The 17,256-nt window shown below is 48.4% G+C and carries 14 protein-coding genes; 12 read left to right on the forward strand and 2 right to left on the reverse strand.

The genetic code is table 11. The annotated features are described in order from the left end of the window. The first annotated feature begins 785 nt into the window (after window positions 1-785). The 10 genes from C7379_RS12750 (at window position 786) to C7379_RS09865 (ending at window position 12,541) form a co-directional block, all read left to right on the forward strand. On the forward strand, window positions 786-947 hold the full coding sequence (locus C7379_RS12750; protein WP_165815057.1) for a hypothetical protein: 162 nt from the start codon (window positions 786-788) through the stop codon (window positions 945-947). A gap of 497 nt (window positions 948-1,444) precedes the next feature. Continuing rightward, on the forward strand, window positions 1,445-2,299 hold the full coding sequence (locus C7379_RS09825; protein ID WP_116617167.1) for a phosphate acyltransferase: 855 nt from the start codon (window positions 1,445-1,447) through the stop codon (window positions 2,297-2,299). A 40-nt stretch (window positions 2,300-2,339) separates the two neighbouring features. Beyond that, on the forward strand, window positions 2,340-3,401 hold the full coding sequence (buk, locus tag C7379_RS09830; protein ID WP_116617168.1) for a butyrate kinase: 1,062 nt from the start codon (window positions 2,340-2,342) through the stop codon (window positions 3,399-3,401). Window positions 3,402-3,475: 74 nt separating this feature from the next. Continuing rightward, window positions 3,476-4,579, forward strand: a complete 1,104-nt coding sequence (locus C7379_RS09835) for an AAA family ATPase (RefSeq protein WP_116617169.1) — start codon at window positions 3,476-3,478, stop codon at window positions 4,577-4,579. Window position 4,580: 1 nt separating this feature from the next. Beyond that, entirely contained in the window at window positions 4,581-5,231 is a 651-nt protein-coding gene (locus tag C7379_RS09840) for a deoxynucleoside kinase (RefSeq protein ID WP_116617170.1), read from the forward strand. Between the two features lie 39 nt (window positions 5,232-5,270). Continuing rightward, entirely contained in the window at window positions 5,271-5,897 is a 627-nt protein-coding gene (locus C7379_RS09845; RefSeq protein WP_116617171.1) for a deoxynucleoside kinase, read from the forward strand. A gap of 121 nt (window positions 5,898-6,018) precedes the next feature. Next, entirely contained in the window at window positions 6,019-7,143 is a 1,125-nt protein-coding gene (locus C7379_RS09850) for a serine/threonine protein kinase (protein WP_116617172.1), read from the forward strand. Between the two features lie 192 nt (window positions 7,144-7,335). Beyond that, on the forward strand, window positions 7,336-8,529 hold the full coding sequence (locus C7379_RS09855; RefSeq protein WP_165815058.1) for a carboxypeptidase-like regulatory domain-containing protein: 1,194 nt from the start codon (window positions 7,336-7,338) through the stop codon (window positions 8,527-8,529). Window positions 8,530-8,759: 230 nt separating this feature from the next. Further along, window positions 8,760-11,615 carry an excinuclease ABC subunit UvrA gene (gene uvrA, locus C7379_RS09860; RefSeq protein WP_116617186.1) on the forward strand — a complete coding sequence of 952 codons (2,856 nt, stop codon included), beginning with the start codon at window positions 8,760-8,762 and terminating at the stop codon, window positions 11,613-11,615. Beyond that, on the forward strand, window positions 11,612-12,541 hold the full coding sequence (locus C7379_RS09865; RefSeq protein WP_116617174.1) for a glycosyltransferase family 2 protein: 930 nt from the start codon (window positions 11,612-11,614) through the stop codon (window positions 12,539-12,541). Before uvrA ends, C7379_RS09865 begins: the two co-directional genes overlap by 4 nt. Here C7379_RS09865 and C7379_RS12610 read toward each other — a convergent pair. Continuing rightward, window positions 12,468-12,929, reverse strand: a complete 462-nt coding sequence (locus C7379_RS12610; protein WP_133241890.1) for a hypothetical protein — start codon at window positions 12,927-12,929, stop codon at window positions 12,468-12,470. The two genes, C7379_RS09865 and C7379_RS12610, sit on opposite strands and share 74 nt — an antisense overlap. Window positions 12,930-13,116: 187 nt before the next feature. Here C7379_RS12610 and C7379_RS09870 point away from each other — a divergent pair, with 187 nt between their 5' ends. Further along, window positions 13,117-13,935 carry an MBL fold metallo-hydrolase gene (locus C7379_RS09870; RefSeq protein ID WP_116617175.1) on the forward strand — a complete coding sequence of 273 codons (819 nt, stop codon included), beginning with the start codon at window positions 13,117-13,119 and terminating at the stop codon, window positions 13,933-13,935. A gap of 210 nt (window positions 13,936-14,145) precedes the next feature. On the opposite strand, the gene tamL is transcribed toward C7379_RS09870, so the two are convergent. After that, window positions 14,146-16,368, reverse strand: coding sequence for a translocation and assembly module lipoprotein TamL (gene tamL / locus C7379_RS09875; protein WP_116617176.1), 2,223 nt, complete (start codon window positions 16,366-16,368; stop codon window positions 14,146-14,148). A gap of 105 nt (window positions 16,369-16,473) precedes the next feature. On the opposite strand from tamL, the gene C7379_RS09880 reads away from it, so the two are divergent. Next, window positions 16,474-17,253, forward strand: coding sequence for an RNA methyltransferase (locus C7379_RS09880; RefSeq protein ID WP_116617177.1), 780 nt, complete (start codon window positions 16,474-16,476; stop codon window positions 17,251-17,253). Window positions 17,254-17,256: the final 3 nt, after the last annotated feature.

Raw genomic sequence — 17,256 nt, forward strand, 5'->3', positions numbered from 1 at the left:
AATGCCCAATGGGACAACAAAAAAAAAATTCTTTCTGGCGCAATGCCAGCATTTCCTTCGCAAAATATTGACTGATAGAAGTTTACCAAAACTCTTCATTTTTTACATATTTACGGTCAATAGCATCACTATTTACAAATATACGAATTTCAAGAGACTTTTTATCAATGTTTTTCACATTCATTTTGCACACATGTCACCCATCAGCACGACATGGCCGCATCCCGTCAAGGCTAGTACGCCATTCTACGAACATCGCCCGCGCACCACGCCTCAAGACATGCCATATTTGGCACATTTGGCTCGTTTATGCTATTTCTTGAGCGGTTTGTTGCAGCCATATCAATAACATAAAACTAAATATGCATGTAGAACAAAAAAGCAGGATAGACATCTAAATATCTTGCCACCACATTCATGCCCACATTTTATCATGAACACCTATCTTGAACGTAAAATGCAAATAAGCAATGACAGCCCCGATAAGAAGATTTGTACGCTGCAGGATTATGATATTGCTGTTGTTCTTGTTGCCAAACGGATACGACGCAAGCACACGCACCACATTCTTACATATCCACAAACATTCATTCGCCAAAACTATCAGCAAAAACATTCGCATGCTCACCGATTGTAGCACGTACGCCGCAAGCCACTTCATCAAATGAGATGCCACACGCATGACGCTATCGCCCGACAGCACTCTCTCAACCCACAGTCACCGGTGGCAACGATTTGCCGACCCCACGCTCAAACGACCGAGCAATGGATAAATACTTTTGCAAGTGATAGGCAACGCCAGTCCGGATACCAACGAGAACTGCCAAGTGATAGTCTGCATATCAATGAATGGCGGCGACCCCATCATCATGCGCAGAGGACACATGTGGAAAAAAGTATCAAGGGGTTATTCATTAGGCGGATATTTCTTTTACAAACACGAATGATAAACTAACAAACATTTTAGGAACAGTTCAAAAAAAAAATGCGCTCCACAAAGGACATGTGCAAAGCTGAAAAAACGAATGTGATAAAGTACATGACAACCACCATAACGTATCAAAACAATAAAATGTAAAAGCGAAAAAAAGAATAACAAAATAAAAAACAGCTCTACTCGACTATTTATTAAGATTTTTTAAAGAGAACATTTGTAAAATTTTCAAACATTATCGTATCTTTGCATCGTGTTTTTCATGGTATTAGATTATTAAAGTTAATTTTGAAAAACCGGCTAACTCGTGAGAGTGCGCCGGTTTTTTTATTGTACAAGCATTGCCTCTCATATCAAAGTGCATGGGATTGACGAGGCGCAAATGCCAAATCGTATTTTGTTGACATATAAAAACCCCATCACGCATTTTCATTTTAAAAATTATTATTTATCTTTGCATGCATTAGGAAGACAGTTTCAACCAATAGAAAAAAATAATCACAACACGCTATGAATACGATCAAAGATTTCAACGAGGTGGTAGATCGATTGAAAGCAGCGGGCATTTGTCGGAGAGTGGCCGTGGTTAGCCCTCGAGACAAGGCGACGATCAAGGCCGTAAGACAAGCTGCCCAAGAGGGTTTTATAGATCCAGTGACGCTCGATGATGACAATCCCAAGCTTGCAGCTGAGAAAGCTGTGAGCTTGGCGCAAAACGGTGAAGTGGACATGATAATGAAAGGATTGGTACCGTCTGAGATTTTGCTCAAAGCCATTATACGTTACAAAGGCGGTCTGTTGCCTGATGGCAACATGTTGACACACACTGCATGCGCAAGCTTTTCCGAATACCACAAATTGCTTTTCTACACTGATGCGGCCGTCATTCCATTTCCCACCCATGAACAACGGGTACGACAAGTGGGCTACATGGTAGCCCTGTGCCACGCCATGGGCATCGAAGAACCACGCATCTCACTCATACATTGCAGCGAAGAAGTGGACGAACGCCACTTCCCCTATACCGCAGGATACCGCGAGATAGTGCAAATGGCCAAGCAAGGCCAGTTTGGCAAATGCGTCGTGGATGGGCCTTTGGACCTGAAAACATCATGCTCGGCTGAAAGCCTTAAAGTGAAAGGTATCGTATCGCCCATCAACGGTGAGGCCGATGCACTGATATTCCCCAATATAGAGAGCGGTAACGTGTTTCACAAAACTATTACCTTGTTTAACGGAGCCAAATTAGCCAGCTTGCTACAAGGCGCACGCGTGCCAGTGGTAATGACATCACGCGCCGACGCACCAGAGACCAAATACTACAGTTTGGCCATAGCCGCTGCATTGGGCACGGTGAACGAATGAGCCCATTGTAGCAACACCATACCTTGAAATATTAAACAACATGAAGATATTAGTTATCAACCCCGGCTCCACATCCACCAAGATAGCCACATTTGATGATAACACCCCAACTTTTTCAACCAACATTCACCACTCGAACAGTGAATTGGCGGCGTTTGGCGACGTTCACGAGCAGTACGATTTCCGCAAAGAACTCGTGCTCAACGAGCTAAGCGCACATAACATTCCACTGAACTTTGACGCTGTGATAGGCCGTGGAGGCATTGCTAAACCCGTACCGGGAGGCGCCTACGAAATCAACGACTTGATGATACACGACAATCTGAACGCCAAATATCACCACGCTTGCAACTTGGGATGCAAGATAGCCTCAGATATTGCAAAACTCATACCGGGCAGCAGGGCTCTCGTGGCAGAACCGGGCGTAGTAGACGAGATGGCACCAGTGGCGCGCATATCCGGTCGCCCAGAAATGCCAAGGTCGTGCGTATGGCATGCTCTCAACCAGCGTGCCGTGGCTAAACACTTCGCACAAGAGCAGGGCATGCGGTACGAAGACTTAAACCTCATAGTGTGCCATATGGGTGGTGGCGTGTCTGTAGCCGCCCATGACCACGGCAAAGCGGTCGACGTGAACAACGCCATCAGCGGCGAAGGACCTTTCAGCACTGAGCGGTCGGGGTCTTTGCCCAGCTCGGACATGGTGCACCTGAGCTTCAGTGGAAAATACACCAAAGAGCAATTGCTGCGCATGATTACGGGCAAAGGTGGCATAACCGCCCATCTTGGCACAAACGACATGCGCGAGGTGATGGACCGTGTGCATGCGGGCGACCAACAAGCCAAACTTGTGGTGGAGGGCATGGTATACAATATCGCCAAATGGATATGCTCGCTCGGAGCCTACTTCTGTGGCAATGTAGACGCCATTCTCGTGACAGGCGGCGTGGCTCATTGCGCCGAGATTGTGTCTATGCTGCGTCAGCGTGTGGAGTTTATGGCTCCGTTCCACTGTTTTCCGGGCGAGAACGAGATGGGGGCGCTCGCCGAGGACGCACTCGCCGTGCTACATGGAGAAATGAACGCACAAGAATATAAATAAGGAATGCTTGGCTTTATGCAATAAAATCTGTAACTTTGCCTTTGAGTGACAATACCACCCAAGCCACGTTGACAATGAAAGAAATAAAGAAAATAGTCCTCACCGGTGGCCCATGCGCCGGCAAGACCACCGCCTTGGTAAAAATAATTGAGCACTTTTCGAGCCTTGGCTTCAAAGTATTCACCATCCCCGAGGTACCCACGCTGTTCTCACAAGCGGGCATGGACTATCTCACCGATAACCAACGTTTTTTCTATGAAGGAGAAAAAGCCACGCTCGAGGCCCAGCTTCTGCTTGAAGACAAATTTATGAAAATGGCAGAACAAGTGGAAGAGCCTGCCGTGGTGGTGTGCGACCGTGGCACCATGGATATCTCGGCATATCTCAAACCTAACGTATGGGAAGATATCATCGATAACATTGGTACTTCGGCACAGCAACTTATAGACCGATACGACGCGGTGCTCCACTTGGTATCGGCCGCTGATGGAGCGGAAAAATTCTATACCACTACGACCAACTCGCAGCGTGCAGAGCAAAAAAACGAAGAGGGATTGCGTATGGCTCGTGAGTTGGACAAGAAAGTTATCAATGCTTGGAGTGGGCATCCACACCTGAGGGTAATCAACAACCATGATGACTTTGACACAAAATTGAACCGCGTACTCAAAGAAATTTCAAGTGTTTTAGGATTGGCACAGCCCATCACCGAGGAACGAAAATACATTGTGGAAGTGACCGGCGAAATACCCAACACCATTGATAGCGATATTCTGCAAACCTATTTGGTATCAGATCCTGACAGCGAAGTAAGACTGCGCAGGCGTTTTTGGTCCAACGGCAAACGTGTTAACGTACATACCATGAAAAAGACTGTCAACGACATGGAGCAAGTGGAGACTGAACGACAAGTGAGCAACGCACTATACCAATCATTGCTGTCGCAAGCAGACCCCTACCGGCGCGCCATACACAAAAAACGCCGTAGCTTCATCTGGAAAGGGCAATACTTTGAACTTGACACTTATTTGGAACAACTTGAGGGCATGACCATCTTGGAGACCAAAGGCATAACAAACGCCGAGGACGTAAATTTTCCACCTTTTATAAAACCTGTAAGAGATATCACGGGCAACCGGGATTTCTACAATTACAACTTGGCACTGAGAAAAGCATAACATGTACATCGCTATAGCAGGAAACATAGGAAGCGGCAAAACTACGCTCACCAACATGCTCGCCAAACACTACGGATGGGAACCCCGCATGGAGAGCGTACTGCAAAACCCATATTTGCAAGATTATTACGAAAACATGTCCCGATGGTCGCTTAACCTTGAGGTATTCTTCCTTAAGGAAAGGTTTCGTGATTTGTTGGAAATCGAGAAATCCACCAACACCATCGTACAAGATCGTTCCATATTCGAGGGCGTGCATATCTTTGCTGCAAACAACCACGAAATGGGCAACATGAGCGATCGAGACTACGAAACCTACATGGGACTTTTCGACTCTATGATGATGGTAGCGCGCCTACCCGACCTCATGGTCTATCTAAGGTCTACGGTTCCACACCTCGTGGAAAATATACATAGTCGCGGAAGAGACTACGAGCAAAACATACAATTGGACTACTTGAAGAACCTCAACAACCGATACGAGGACTTCATCATGAACAAATACACTGGACGCACGCTCGTCATTGACGTGGACAACCTCAACTTCTTGTACTCACGAGAAGATTTCGCAAGTATCATCAAGCGCATAGACGAAGAGTTAGCAGCTCTACAAAACATCAACAACACGCTGTTTGGCGACACTCTCAGATAATAACAAAACTTTCAATACACACCCAACTCTCACTACATCATGCACATCGCAATAGCAGGAAATATAGGAAGCGGCAAGACCACGCTCACCAAACTTTTGGCCAAACGTTATGGCTGGATACCCAAATTTGAGCCAGTGGACAACAATCCGTATCTCGACGACTTCTACAAAGACATGAACCGATGGTCTTTCAACTTGCAGGTTTATTTTCTCAACAAACGCTTCAAGGAGATTGTAGAGATTGCCAAAAGCAGCGACACTATCGTACAAGACCGTACCATCTTCGAGGACGCGCGCATTTTCGCGCCCAACTTGCACGATCAGGGATTTATGACAGATCGGGATTTTGAAAACTACTCCGATCTTTTCGACCTCATGATATCACTTGTAAAACTGCCACAACTCATGATTTACATACGCTCTTCCATACCTACGTTAGTAAACCATATAGAAAAGCGCGGGCGATCGTTTGAGCAAAGCATCCGCATAGACTATCTCACAGGTTTGCAAAAACGCTATGAGAACTGGATCAACAGCTACAAAGGAGACCTCATCATCATTGATGGCGATAATATCAATTTTGAGGACAACGCGGAAGACTTCCGCAAAGTGACAGACATGATAGACGCCAACCTTTACGGTCTCTTCCCCATGGGTGGAAAGTAGAGCAAGCAACAGCGCATCAGCAAAGATATATCGTTGTCAATGTTTACAAAAATCCACTTTGTCATAAGGCTCGATATTGATAACAAAAGTTCATTATGAAAATTCCTTAAAACCAAAAACCATGACAGAATCAAACGAAATCAAGACCTATGGTGTCAACATATTAGTTACTGACAAAATGAATGGACAGGATGTCTTGCTCGTTGGAATCAAGTCAGCCTATCGCAACAAACCGCAATATCTACGTAGTTTGAAGCGAGAATACGCTCGTTGTCACAAAATTGAACATCCCAATATCATCAAATGTATTGGTGAAAGAGACTTCGAGGATTATGGACATTGCATTGTCTTGGAGTGGGAACCTGCGCGCACGCTTACCGATTACATGCGTGAAAATCATGACATGGAGGAAAAGAAAAACATCATTCACCAATTGGCAGACGCACTTAGCTTTCTTCATGCCAACTCATTGGTGCATGGCGCAATAAACCCATCATGCGTGTTTATCACCAACAAAGACGACCAAGTGAAACTACTCAATATACGCCTACATTTCGCCGATATGCTCAGCGAGCCAGCCGAACTAACAAAATACCGTGCTCCTGAAGCCAAAGACGGTACCGTTGTTCTTGACGCTCGTACTGATGTTTTCTCTCTTGGAACCATATTAAAAGAACTAAATATCAACGACGAATATAGTGACGTGATTGAAGGTAGCACCAATTTCGTACGAAACGACCGATTTCCAGACATAGAAACTTTTCTCGAAGCATTTGAACATCGACGTGTCACACTTCGAAAAAAAAGCCGACAAAATAGCGGCTCGCATCACAATAAGCGTATAGCCGTGCTCATTGCAGCCATTGCGGCCATCGTTGGCATTGCGGTCATATTTATTTTCAATCGCAACCAACCCTCAACAGAAGCACAGCAACCATCCAAAGAAGTGGTAGACACTATCAAAAGGGAGTCAACACAGATGGCAGAACCTACTCAAACACCTGATATCAACCAATCGGCTAAATATTCGGGCGAACTTGAATTTCTCAACGAATTAGTCCCACAGATGCACGTTGACCTTGACAAGATATATGCCTCAGACAGTGACAACGCAGCCATTCATGCGAAAGTATCTCGCTACTACAAAGGCTTACGAAAGGCTTTGGGCAACAAGACCGACGAACAATTTGCCGCATACGACAAAGAATTTGCTGATTATGTCAACAAGAAAAACGCAGGTTTGTAACCACGGTAAAAGCTTTTTTCTGTGATTCAAAATTAAAAATACTTTTGTATAAGTCCTTGAAAATAGGGCTATGGGGTAAAAAAATAGTCCCAAAGCACAAAAATCAGATGTTTTTTGCTATATTTGCAAGAGACGTCTGTTTTTTATTTTTTTATGCCCATGAAGACCCATCGCTTTTTTTTCCTAATATTTATGCTGATAGTGGAACAACTCTGCAGTGCTCAAGAGCCTATCACTATCACCGGGAAAGTGACTGACGCAGATAACGGTCGTGCCATGTGCGCCGTCTCAATTATGGCAGACGATGGGCACACTGGCACCGTAACCAACGAGGACGGACTGTTCATTCTAAAAGTGCCAACATCTACCCAGACTATCAATTTTTCACATTTAGGCTACAAGACACGCAGCATCACCCTGCCACAAAAAACAGTTTTTTTGAAAATAAAACTCAAACCCACTACTGTCATACTAAAAGAAGTACTTGTGGCCGACCCAGAAACAGTATTAAAAACCGCCATTCGGAATATCCCTGTCAACTACTCGTCACGTCCACTTTCTCAACAATGCTTCTACCGAGAAACCACTCGTAAAGGTAAGCGCTACATTTATGTGGCAGAAGCTATTACTGACATGTACAAACGATCCTATGCACATGGAGTGACATACGACAAGGTAGCTATCCGCAAAGCCCGTAGACTCATCTCTACGCAAAGTTCAGACACCCTCGGGGCCAAAATAGCGGGCGGCCCAACCATCCCCATCTACCTTGATATCGTCAAAAATCTCGATTATTTGCTTAACGACAAGCAACTCGCTTTGTATCAATTCTCCATGATGCCATCGCCCTCCGACAACAACAATGCACAAGTTGTGGTACGCATTGAGCCAAAGTATGTCACAGAATACGCATTGCTATGGGGCGATTTTTACATCAACACCGAGACTTACGCCATCAAGCACGTCGACCTACAACTTGACATGAGAGACCGCAACAAGGCAACCAAATTCATGCTCAAAAGTAAACCCATAGGAGTTAGGTTCACCCCACGCAGTCTCACCATACACATAAACTATCAAGAAAATGCCTTTGGGCAACTTTCACTAAACTATATTCGCACTGACACAGACTTTAAATGCGAATGGAAACGCAAGCTCTTCGCCTCACCTTACCGTGTGACATCCGAGATGGTGGTAACACACGAAGCACCAGATGCTTTTATGACCATTAAAGGGCGTGATGCTTTTCGAAAGCATGAAGCGCTCTATGATCACCCGGAATACTTTGGTGATCCAGAGTTTTGGGAACAATATAATATTATCGCACCCACTGAGAGCTTAGAGAAAGGCATCGAACGTTTTATCAAAAAAAATAACAAGCACTGACCCGTTTATTTTCGCACGCACATATTTTAACCCTTACTCACAATTTCACCTTACCCTTATGGCTAATATTTAGCCATAAGGTCATAACATTTTCAACCACTATTTATTTCGCAATTCATACCTATATTCTTGCCATGAGCGTTTTTTTATTCAAAATAGAACTGTATTAAATACAACGTTCAGATTATTCTTCGTATATTTGTACGATGTACGTGAGCAGTATTTTTAACATGGAAGACAAATATATCGAGATAAAAGGAGCGAGGGTAAACAACCTGAAAAACATTAGTCTGCGCATTCCACGCGACAAATTTATAGCCATCACAGGCCTGTCAGGGTCTGGCAAGTCTTCACTTGCCTTTGACACTCTCTACGCCGAGGGTCAACGCCGCTATGTCGAGAGCCTCTCAAGCTACGCGCGCCAATTCCTTGGACGCATGAGCAAACCAGAGTGCGACTACATCAAAGGCCTGCCCCCCGCCATTGCCATAGAGCAGAAAGTAATCGCGCGCAACCCCCGATCTACCGTAGGAACCTCCACGGAGATTTACGAATACCTGCGTTTTCTGTACGCACGCATAGGTCGAACATTCTCTCCCTTATCCGGACAAGAAGTGAAAAAACACTCCACAGATAGCGTGATACAACAGGTATTGCAATATTCAGATGGCACCAAGTACATGGTTTTGGCACCTTTGCGCATCATGGAAGGCCGCACCATAAAAAAGCAATTGGAAATGAGCTTGCAGGGAGGATACACGCGAATAATGATCGATGACGAGGTAATGCTTATCGAAGACGCAATCACAAACAGTCAATTCGCCAAGAATAACAAAAACGACAGTTCCTTATTCCTTGTAGTTGACCGTTTGAGCGTGTCACGAGAACATGACGCCTTGACCCGTCTCGCCGACTCAATCGAGACAGCCATGTATGAGGGTCATGGCGCCTGCAGGCTGGTGTTCCCTCCCTCCAACATTCATTACGATTTCTCCTCGCGCTTTGAGGCCGACGGCATCAAATTTGAAGAGCCCAGTGATAATATGTTCTCTTTCAACTCTCCCCTTGGGGCTTGCCCCACCTGCGAAGGCTTTGGCAGTGTCATTGGCATAGACGAGAAACTCGTCATTCCAAACTCAACGCTCTCCGTCTATGACGGATGCGTGCAGTGTTGGCATGGCGATAAAATGGGCAAATGGCAAGAGGAATTCTGCCGACGCGCCCAAAAGGACGAGTTTCCCATTTTCAAACCATACATGGACCTATCCACCAAGGAGAGAGACATGCTGTGGCATGGTCTGCCCAGCGACATGAAAAAGAATGGCGAACGGCGAGCGGACAGCGTGTGCATAGACTCTTTTTTCCAAATGGTAAAAGAAAACCAATACAAGATACAGTATCGTGTGATGATGAGTCGCTACCGTGGCAAAACCATCTGCCCAGACTGCAAGGGAACCCGCCTGAAAAAAGAGGCCCAATGGGTAAAGATAGATGGGCGCGCCATCACGGATCTTACCCAAATGCCAGTGTCCGACCTTGCCAAATGGTTCGAGCGGCTTGAGCTTACCGAGCACGAGCGAGCGGTGAGCGAGCGGCTGACGACCGAGATCAGGTCACGACTCAAATTTTTGTGCGAGGTAGGCTTGGGCTACCTCACCCTCGGCCGATTGAGCAATTCCCTGTCAGGCGGAGAAAGCCAGCGCATCAACCTTACCACTTCGCTTGGGTCCTCGCTCGTGGGCAGCCTATACATTCTCGACGAGCCGAGCATAGGCCTACACAGTGCCGACACCCACCGTCTCATCCAAGTGCTGCGCGAGCTTCAGGTCATTGGCAACACCGTCATCGTGGTGGAACACGACGAGGAGATCATGCGAGCGGCCGACTGGCTCATCGACATAGGCCCAGACGCAGGCAGCCACGGCGGAGAGATAGTATACGAGGGAAAAGTGCCCGACAACACCGCGAGCGCCAACACCCCAGCCAGCCGCGACCTCTTGAAGAAATACCCACGCAGCCATACCGTGCGCTACCTCACAGGGGCCGAGCGTATACCCGTTCCCCAAAGCCGCCGAGCGTGGAACCTATCCATCAAGCTCAACGGCTGTCGCATGAACAACCTGCGAGGCATAGACGCACGAATACCCCTCAATGTCATGACGGTTATCACGGGCATGTCCGGCTCGGGCAAATCCACCCTCGTCAAGGGCATACTCTACCCGGCCATCAAGCGTCGGCTCAACGAGGTGTGCGACGCCCCGGGCGAGTTCCTCTCGCTCGATGGAGACTGGAGCCACATACGCCATATAGAGTACGTTGACCAAAATCCCATTGGCAAAAGCACACGTTCCAACCCCGCCACTTATATCAAAGCATACGATGCTATACGCCAACTCTTCGCCGAGCAACCCCTGGCCAAACAACTCAACCTCACAGCGCAGCATTTCTCATTCAACACCGACGGAGGTCGCTGCGAAGAGTGCAAGGGGGCAGGCGTCATCACAGTGGAAATGCAATTCATGGCAGATCTCGTGCTCCAATGCGAGGAATGCCATGGGCAACGATTCAAACAAGAGGTGCTCGACGTGCGTTTCGAGGACAAGAATATAAACGACGTGCTCAACATGACAGTAGCCGAGGCAATAGACTTTTTCGGCTCGCATGGGCAGAATAACATTATCAACCGCCTCAAGCCACTACAAGACGTGGGATTGGGCTACATCAAATTGGGGCAAAACTCGTCTACACTATCGGGCGGTGAGAACCAACGCGTCAAATTAGCCTACTTCATTGGCCAGGAGAAACAAGAGCCCACCATGTTCATCTTCGATGAGCCTACCACCGGACTGCACTACCATGACATCACGCGCCTGCTCCAAGCCTTCGACGCCCTCATAGACAGGGGACACAGTATCGTCATCATTGAGCACAACCTCGAGGTTGTCAAGTCGGCCGACTGGGTCATAGACCTTGGACCGGGTGGTGGCAACGCAGGTGGCAACATCGTGTGCGCTGGCACCCCTGAAGATATAGCCGCTTGCGAAAGCAGCCTCACGGGGCGTTTTCTCAAAGACAAACTGGCATGATTTCCATACTCATTCCCACCCACAACGACGACTGCCTGAATTTGGCCACAAGTATCGTCCAACAGGCCTCAGCCATAAAAGGGCTAAGCTGGGAGCTGATAGTGGCAGACGACGCATCGACGGACAGCACGGTCGTCGAGCACAATTCACGCATCGCAAAGCTACCTAATTGCCATGTATTCCGCCAAGAAACTAACGTAGGGCGAGCCGTCATTCGCAACCTTTTGGCCGAACACGCCAACGGCGAATGGCTGCTTTATATTGACGGCGACGGACAAATCATCCTTGACGACTATTTGTTGAGATTTATAAAAGCCTCTCGTCACGCCACCGTATGCTACGGAGGATACCGCATGATGCCAGGGCCCGAGGGCAATTTACGATGGCGTTACGAGCGCGCGGCGGCTCCGGCGCTGACGGCCATGCGCCGACAAGCGCACCCATACCGGTGCTTCAATATTTCCAACCTGCTCATCAGCAGGGAACTGATACTGGCACACCCCTTGGACAACAGGTTCGTGAACTATGGCTACGAGGATGTCATGCTCGGGCGCGACTTGCGCGAGGCTGGCATAGACGTACTACATATAGATGCGCCCATCGGTTTTTACAACTATGAAGACAACGTGCATTTTGTGGCCAAGACAGAGGAGGGAGTGCGCACACTGTACCATTTTCGCCATGAATTGACAGAGTATTCGCACCTGCTCCAAGTCGTTGGCAAACTCAACAAGGCTTTCGTGACGTTATATTTACTTGTGTTTCAATTGCTAAAAAGCAAATGGAGAAAAAACCTTATAGGTCCGTCGCCATCCTTATGGTTGTTCAAATGCTATAAATTGGGCTATTATCTCAGTCTTTCTCAGCGCGCAGGGGAGCTGACAGCCAAACCTTCCACACGCCGCGAACCAACCTTGCCGAGATGAGGTACCGAGCTTTCTCCACCCACCTTCCAGTTTTGCCTATCGTGTCCATCTCGAGAAAATCGCGCGCCTCCACATCCGCGACGGCCACACTGTCGCCCTTGTAAAAGCGCATGGAGTTTATCCTTACAGACGCGCCCGAGGGCAAAGCTCTCAGCGTGTCCACGTCGCGCTGGGTCACTTGCGACGCCATATAGGCCAACCAGCGTTCGGAGCCAGGCGCGCAAAAACGCGCGGCCTTGTGATATTGCCAATTGAAATAGGCGGTGGAAAAATCGCTCACCGTATCCCTCAATTGTTTTTCTTGATAATGTTCGCACGACGACAGAGCGACCATGCCTACCAAAAGCGTCAAGACCGTCACCGTCAAAACATGGCATTTTGTTTTCATCGTTTTATAATTTTTCGTCATTAGGCCACACGCCCTGACGCTCGACGAGCGTCAGCCACGCATCTTCCCATCACTCGAGAGCCATGGATAATTCCCTACAAAAATAGGGATATTTTCGTGAATGGGACACGCTTTATTCCCTTTTTCACACAATAATGGCTATCTTTGCAACAAAATTTGGATAACAATGCTTCACTATATATCATTCGGCAGCGGTAGCAGCGGTAATTGCAGCTGTCTGTACACCGAGCGCACAAGGCTTCTCATAGATGCGGGACTGGGGACACGCACTTTGAAAAAATGGTTTTGCAACTATAACATCCACCCTTCTGCCATCGACGGCATACTCGTAACGCACGACCATACGGACCACGCCAAGTCGGCAGGAACCCTAAGCCACGATTTCGACATACCCGTATACACCACCGCACAGGTGCACGCCGGCATGGAGAGAAACTGGTGCCTGCGTCGGAAAATAGCATCCGAGCAAGCCCATAACATAGAAAAAGGTGTTCCATTTCACATAGGAGACCTCACCATCACGGCTTTTGGTGTGCCCCACGACAGTACCGACAATGTGGGCTACTGCGTGGAGCACGAAGACGTAACATTCGTGCTGATGACCGACATAGGCCATGTCACGGAAGATATAAAGCACTATATTTCAAAAGCCAACTACTTGGTGATCGAGGCCGACTACGAAACGGAGATGCTTGACCGTGGCCATTATCCCGAGCATCTGAAACGACGCATACGCGGCCCATACGGGCACATGAGCAACAACGAGTGCGCGAAAGCCATCATAAACAACGCCACGCCTTGCCTTAGACATGTTTGGCTATGCCATCTGAGCAACGAAAACAACCATCCCGACCTTGCGGAGACCACCGTGAGGCAAACACTCCGCGCGCACGGCATCGTTGCCGGAGACGACCCGGCTGCCGATTTCAAATTGGACGTGCTGCGCCGCAAGACACCATCCCCCATTTTCAACTTGCAGCCCTAAACTTGCTCTTTCCTCAGTACGCTGGCCGGCGAGGACAAGAAAAGCCACGCATCTGTTGATTACGAACTACTGACAGAACGAGTCGTGAGCTTAGCCAACTTCTTTCTATCAGGTAATGAAAACAGAAACGTCGAAGTGTTTTTTCAACCTTGTTGCCAAAAGTTTCCGACAAAAAAACATTTCATGGTCTCCAAACACGACACCCATCCGTCAGAACGGCATGCCGACAGCGAAATGAAAACAGAAATCGCGACTGAACTTGGGATATAGCAACGGCCAATGCTCCCTGTGGGTGTCGTAGGCTGGGTTGACGGCTTTCATACCCATGTCGAAACGGAGGATGAAGAAATTGAAGTTGAGGCGCAGGCCAAGACCATACCCCACAGCTATCTGCTTGTAAAACTCGTCTATCTTGAACTGTCCGCCCACCTGCTCAGCATAGTCGCGCAGTGTCCAAACGTTGCCCGCGTCGACAAAAAACGCGCCATTCAACTTCCAAAAGAGATACGTGCGATACTCGGCGCTCAAGTATAGTTTCATGTCGCCAGTCTGGTTGATAAAGTCTATGCGTCCGTCTGTGCCACGATATTTACCCGGTCCAAGCGATCTCACGCTCCAAGCCCGCACGCCGTTGGCCCCACCGGCAAAGTAACGCTTCTCAAATGGCAGTATGGAGCTGTTGCCATAAGGCCACGCGAGGCCAAAATCGCCATGAAGCGCCAACTCGTTTCGGCTGTCAAACCGTATCAAGCGCGTGTAGTCAAAGTCGAATTTGAGATATTGCGCGTAAGCTATATTGAGAAAAGTGTATTGCCCACGGCGATTTTTGCCACTGCCCATGAGGCGCGACAAAACGCTCAGCGCGCCGCCCGCCGTCTCCACATTGGCCCTCAAGGCATCCACGCCATCGCTATACGAGAGGCCAAAACCAGCCCTCATGATAAACAGATCCTCATAGTTATAACGAAGTATGGCATTGCGGTTGGACGCGTTGTCAAGATAATCGCGCTTGAAAGTATCGCTTATCCAAGGCATATACACATAGTTGAGATCCGGAAAATCCACCCTGTAGGATATGTTTCGGTGAGGCATGGCCCATCTATAGCGCCAAGCTGACGAAAACACCCGGCGGTGAAACTCCGGCCGGTTCTGCAAGTCCCATGTCAACGACAGCTCGGAGGTGGCATTGCTTCGGCGGCGGGCAACGGTGGAAATGAACGGCGCGATGAACCGGGGAAACTGCAATTTAGTCTCGACGCCGTACTCCTCGTAGTTCTTGTCACGATAGCCCTCCAACCCCGTGATGGCCTCGAAAGCGCCACGCAACTCCACGCTGAAAGTCTCGGCGCCACGAAAAATATTCCTGTTCTCATAGCTCAACGAGGCCGCGGCACCCAGGTTGCCGGCCGTATTGGTTCCCTCAGGCCGAAAAGACACAGACCGAGACTTACCCATGCCAATATTGATGTCAACATCAAGGAGCGACGTGTCTGGCACCTCTTGGAAACGAATATCGGTATACCTCACCGCTTGCATACGGCCAAAACGGTTATATGTTTTCTGCAAATCGGTGGCACAGAATAGCGCACCTCGCTGAATGTACGTGTTGTTCTCAAGCACCCGCCGACGCAAGGGTATGACACCGCCGTCGCTATTTTGGAAGTTTATGTTCCTGATGGTGTATCTCGGGTGGAGCGTCTCCACCGAGGACCCATCGGCCTTAAAGCCCATCAGGTGGAGCGTCAAGCCTATGTCACGACTGTTTGCCGCGGAGTCTGCTTGGTATTGTATGAAATCTTTGTGAAAACGGTAATAGCCCGAATCTTTCAATATCTTGGTGATACGCTCCCGTTCCTCGTCGAGCTTATCCACCGTGAAGCGGTCGCCGGCGCGAAGCATGCTACCTTTGCTGTTATTTGGCGTGGCGCGCGCATAATTTCGAAGGATGGCTTTGATACGCTCGTCCTTGATATCATAATCCACCCTACTGATAAAATAAGGATCGCCAAGATGCAATATGTAGATGGCTTTAAGTTTCTTGCCCCTGACCTTTGTTCTCAAATCGACGCCAGCATGCATGAAACCCATATTTCGCAAGGCCGTCCGCAAGTCGTCGACAGACTGCGCCGCTTGCTCCGCGTCATACAACACGGGAGCCTCCCCGGCGCGCCTAAGCGTTCGGTTTATCCATTTGGCGCTGTCATTACCAGCCAACGCGTATGTGCCAAGCGGAATTTTGAAGAGCGAGAACCATTTAGAATTGGCGTGTTGCCGTATATATGGAGTCAGCGACGAGACGTCAACACGCTTGTCATCGCTTTTGATCTCCACACTTTCCAACAAATAGCTATTGTCTGGTATGAGCCTTGAGGAGCCGCACGCCGATAACAGGCATACCAAAACGGACAAGTATAAGATATATTTTGTCTTCAATGACACGACTTTTAAAGTCACAAAGGTAATAGTTTTTATCCACAGATAGCATCTATTAACATAGATTTTTCCACGTCTTACAAAAGTATTAGGTATCTTTGCAATATGATAAGCAAGGCTGTCATCAAATACGTGCGCTCGTTAGAGCTGAAAAAAAACAGGCTGCGCGAGGGGCTCTTCGTGGCCGAGGGTCCCAAGGTGGTGGGCGACATCGGCATGGCGACCGCCCCCACAATGATCATCGCCACGGCCGAATGGTTAACCAAACATCCTGACGCACGCGAGAAATGGCCTCGTGCCGAACTGCTTGAGGCGAGCGAGACGGAGCTGAGCAAAGTGTCGCTCATGCAACACCCACAGCAAATTGTCGGCGTGTTTGGCATGTTTGACCAAGAAGACAGCGAGCCATGTGGCAGGCTTCCAAACACAGAATTGTGCTTGGCGCTCGACGACATACAAGACCCCGGAAACCTCGGCACCATCATCCGGGTGGCTGATTGGTTTGGCATTGGGCATATTTTCTGCTCAAAGGACACGGCCGACATGTACAACCCTAAGGTGGTACAAGCCACCATGGGCAGCATAGCCCGCGTGAGACTGCGATACACAGACCTCAAGCAGCTCATTGGCGCCCTGCCACCAAACACGCCGGTCTATGGCACCACTCTCAACGGCCATGACATTTACGACGAAGACTTGCAACCACGAGGGCTCATCGTCATGGGCAACGAGGGCAAAGGCATATCCCCCGAGATACGAAAAATGGTGAGCAGGCGCCTCCTCATACCAAACTATCCAATAGGCAGACAAACGGCGGAAAGCCTCAACGTGGCCATTGCCACGGCCATTGTTTGCGCCGAGTTCAGAAGAAGAAAAACATTATAAGAC

This window comes from Hallella colorans, from assembly GCF_003096815.1.
Taxonomy (GTDB): Bacteria; Bacteroidota; Bacteroidia; order Bacteroidales; family Bacteroidaceae; genus Prevotella; species Prevotella colorans.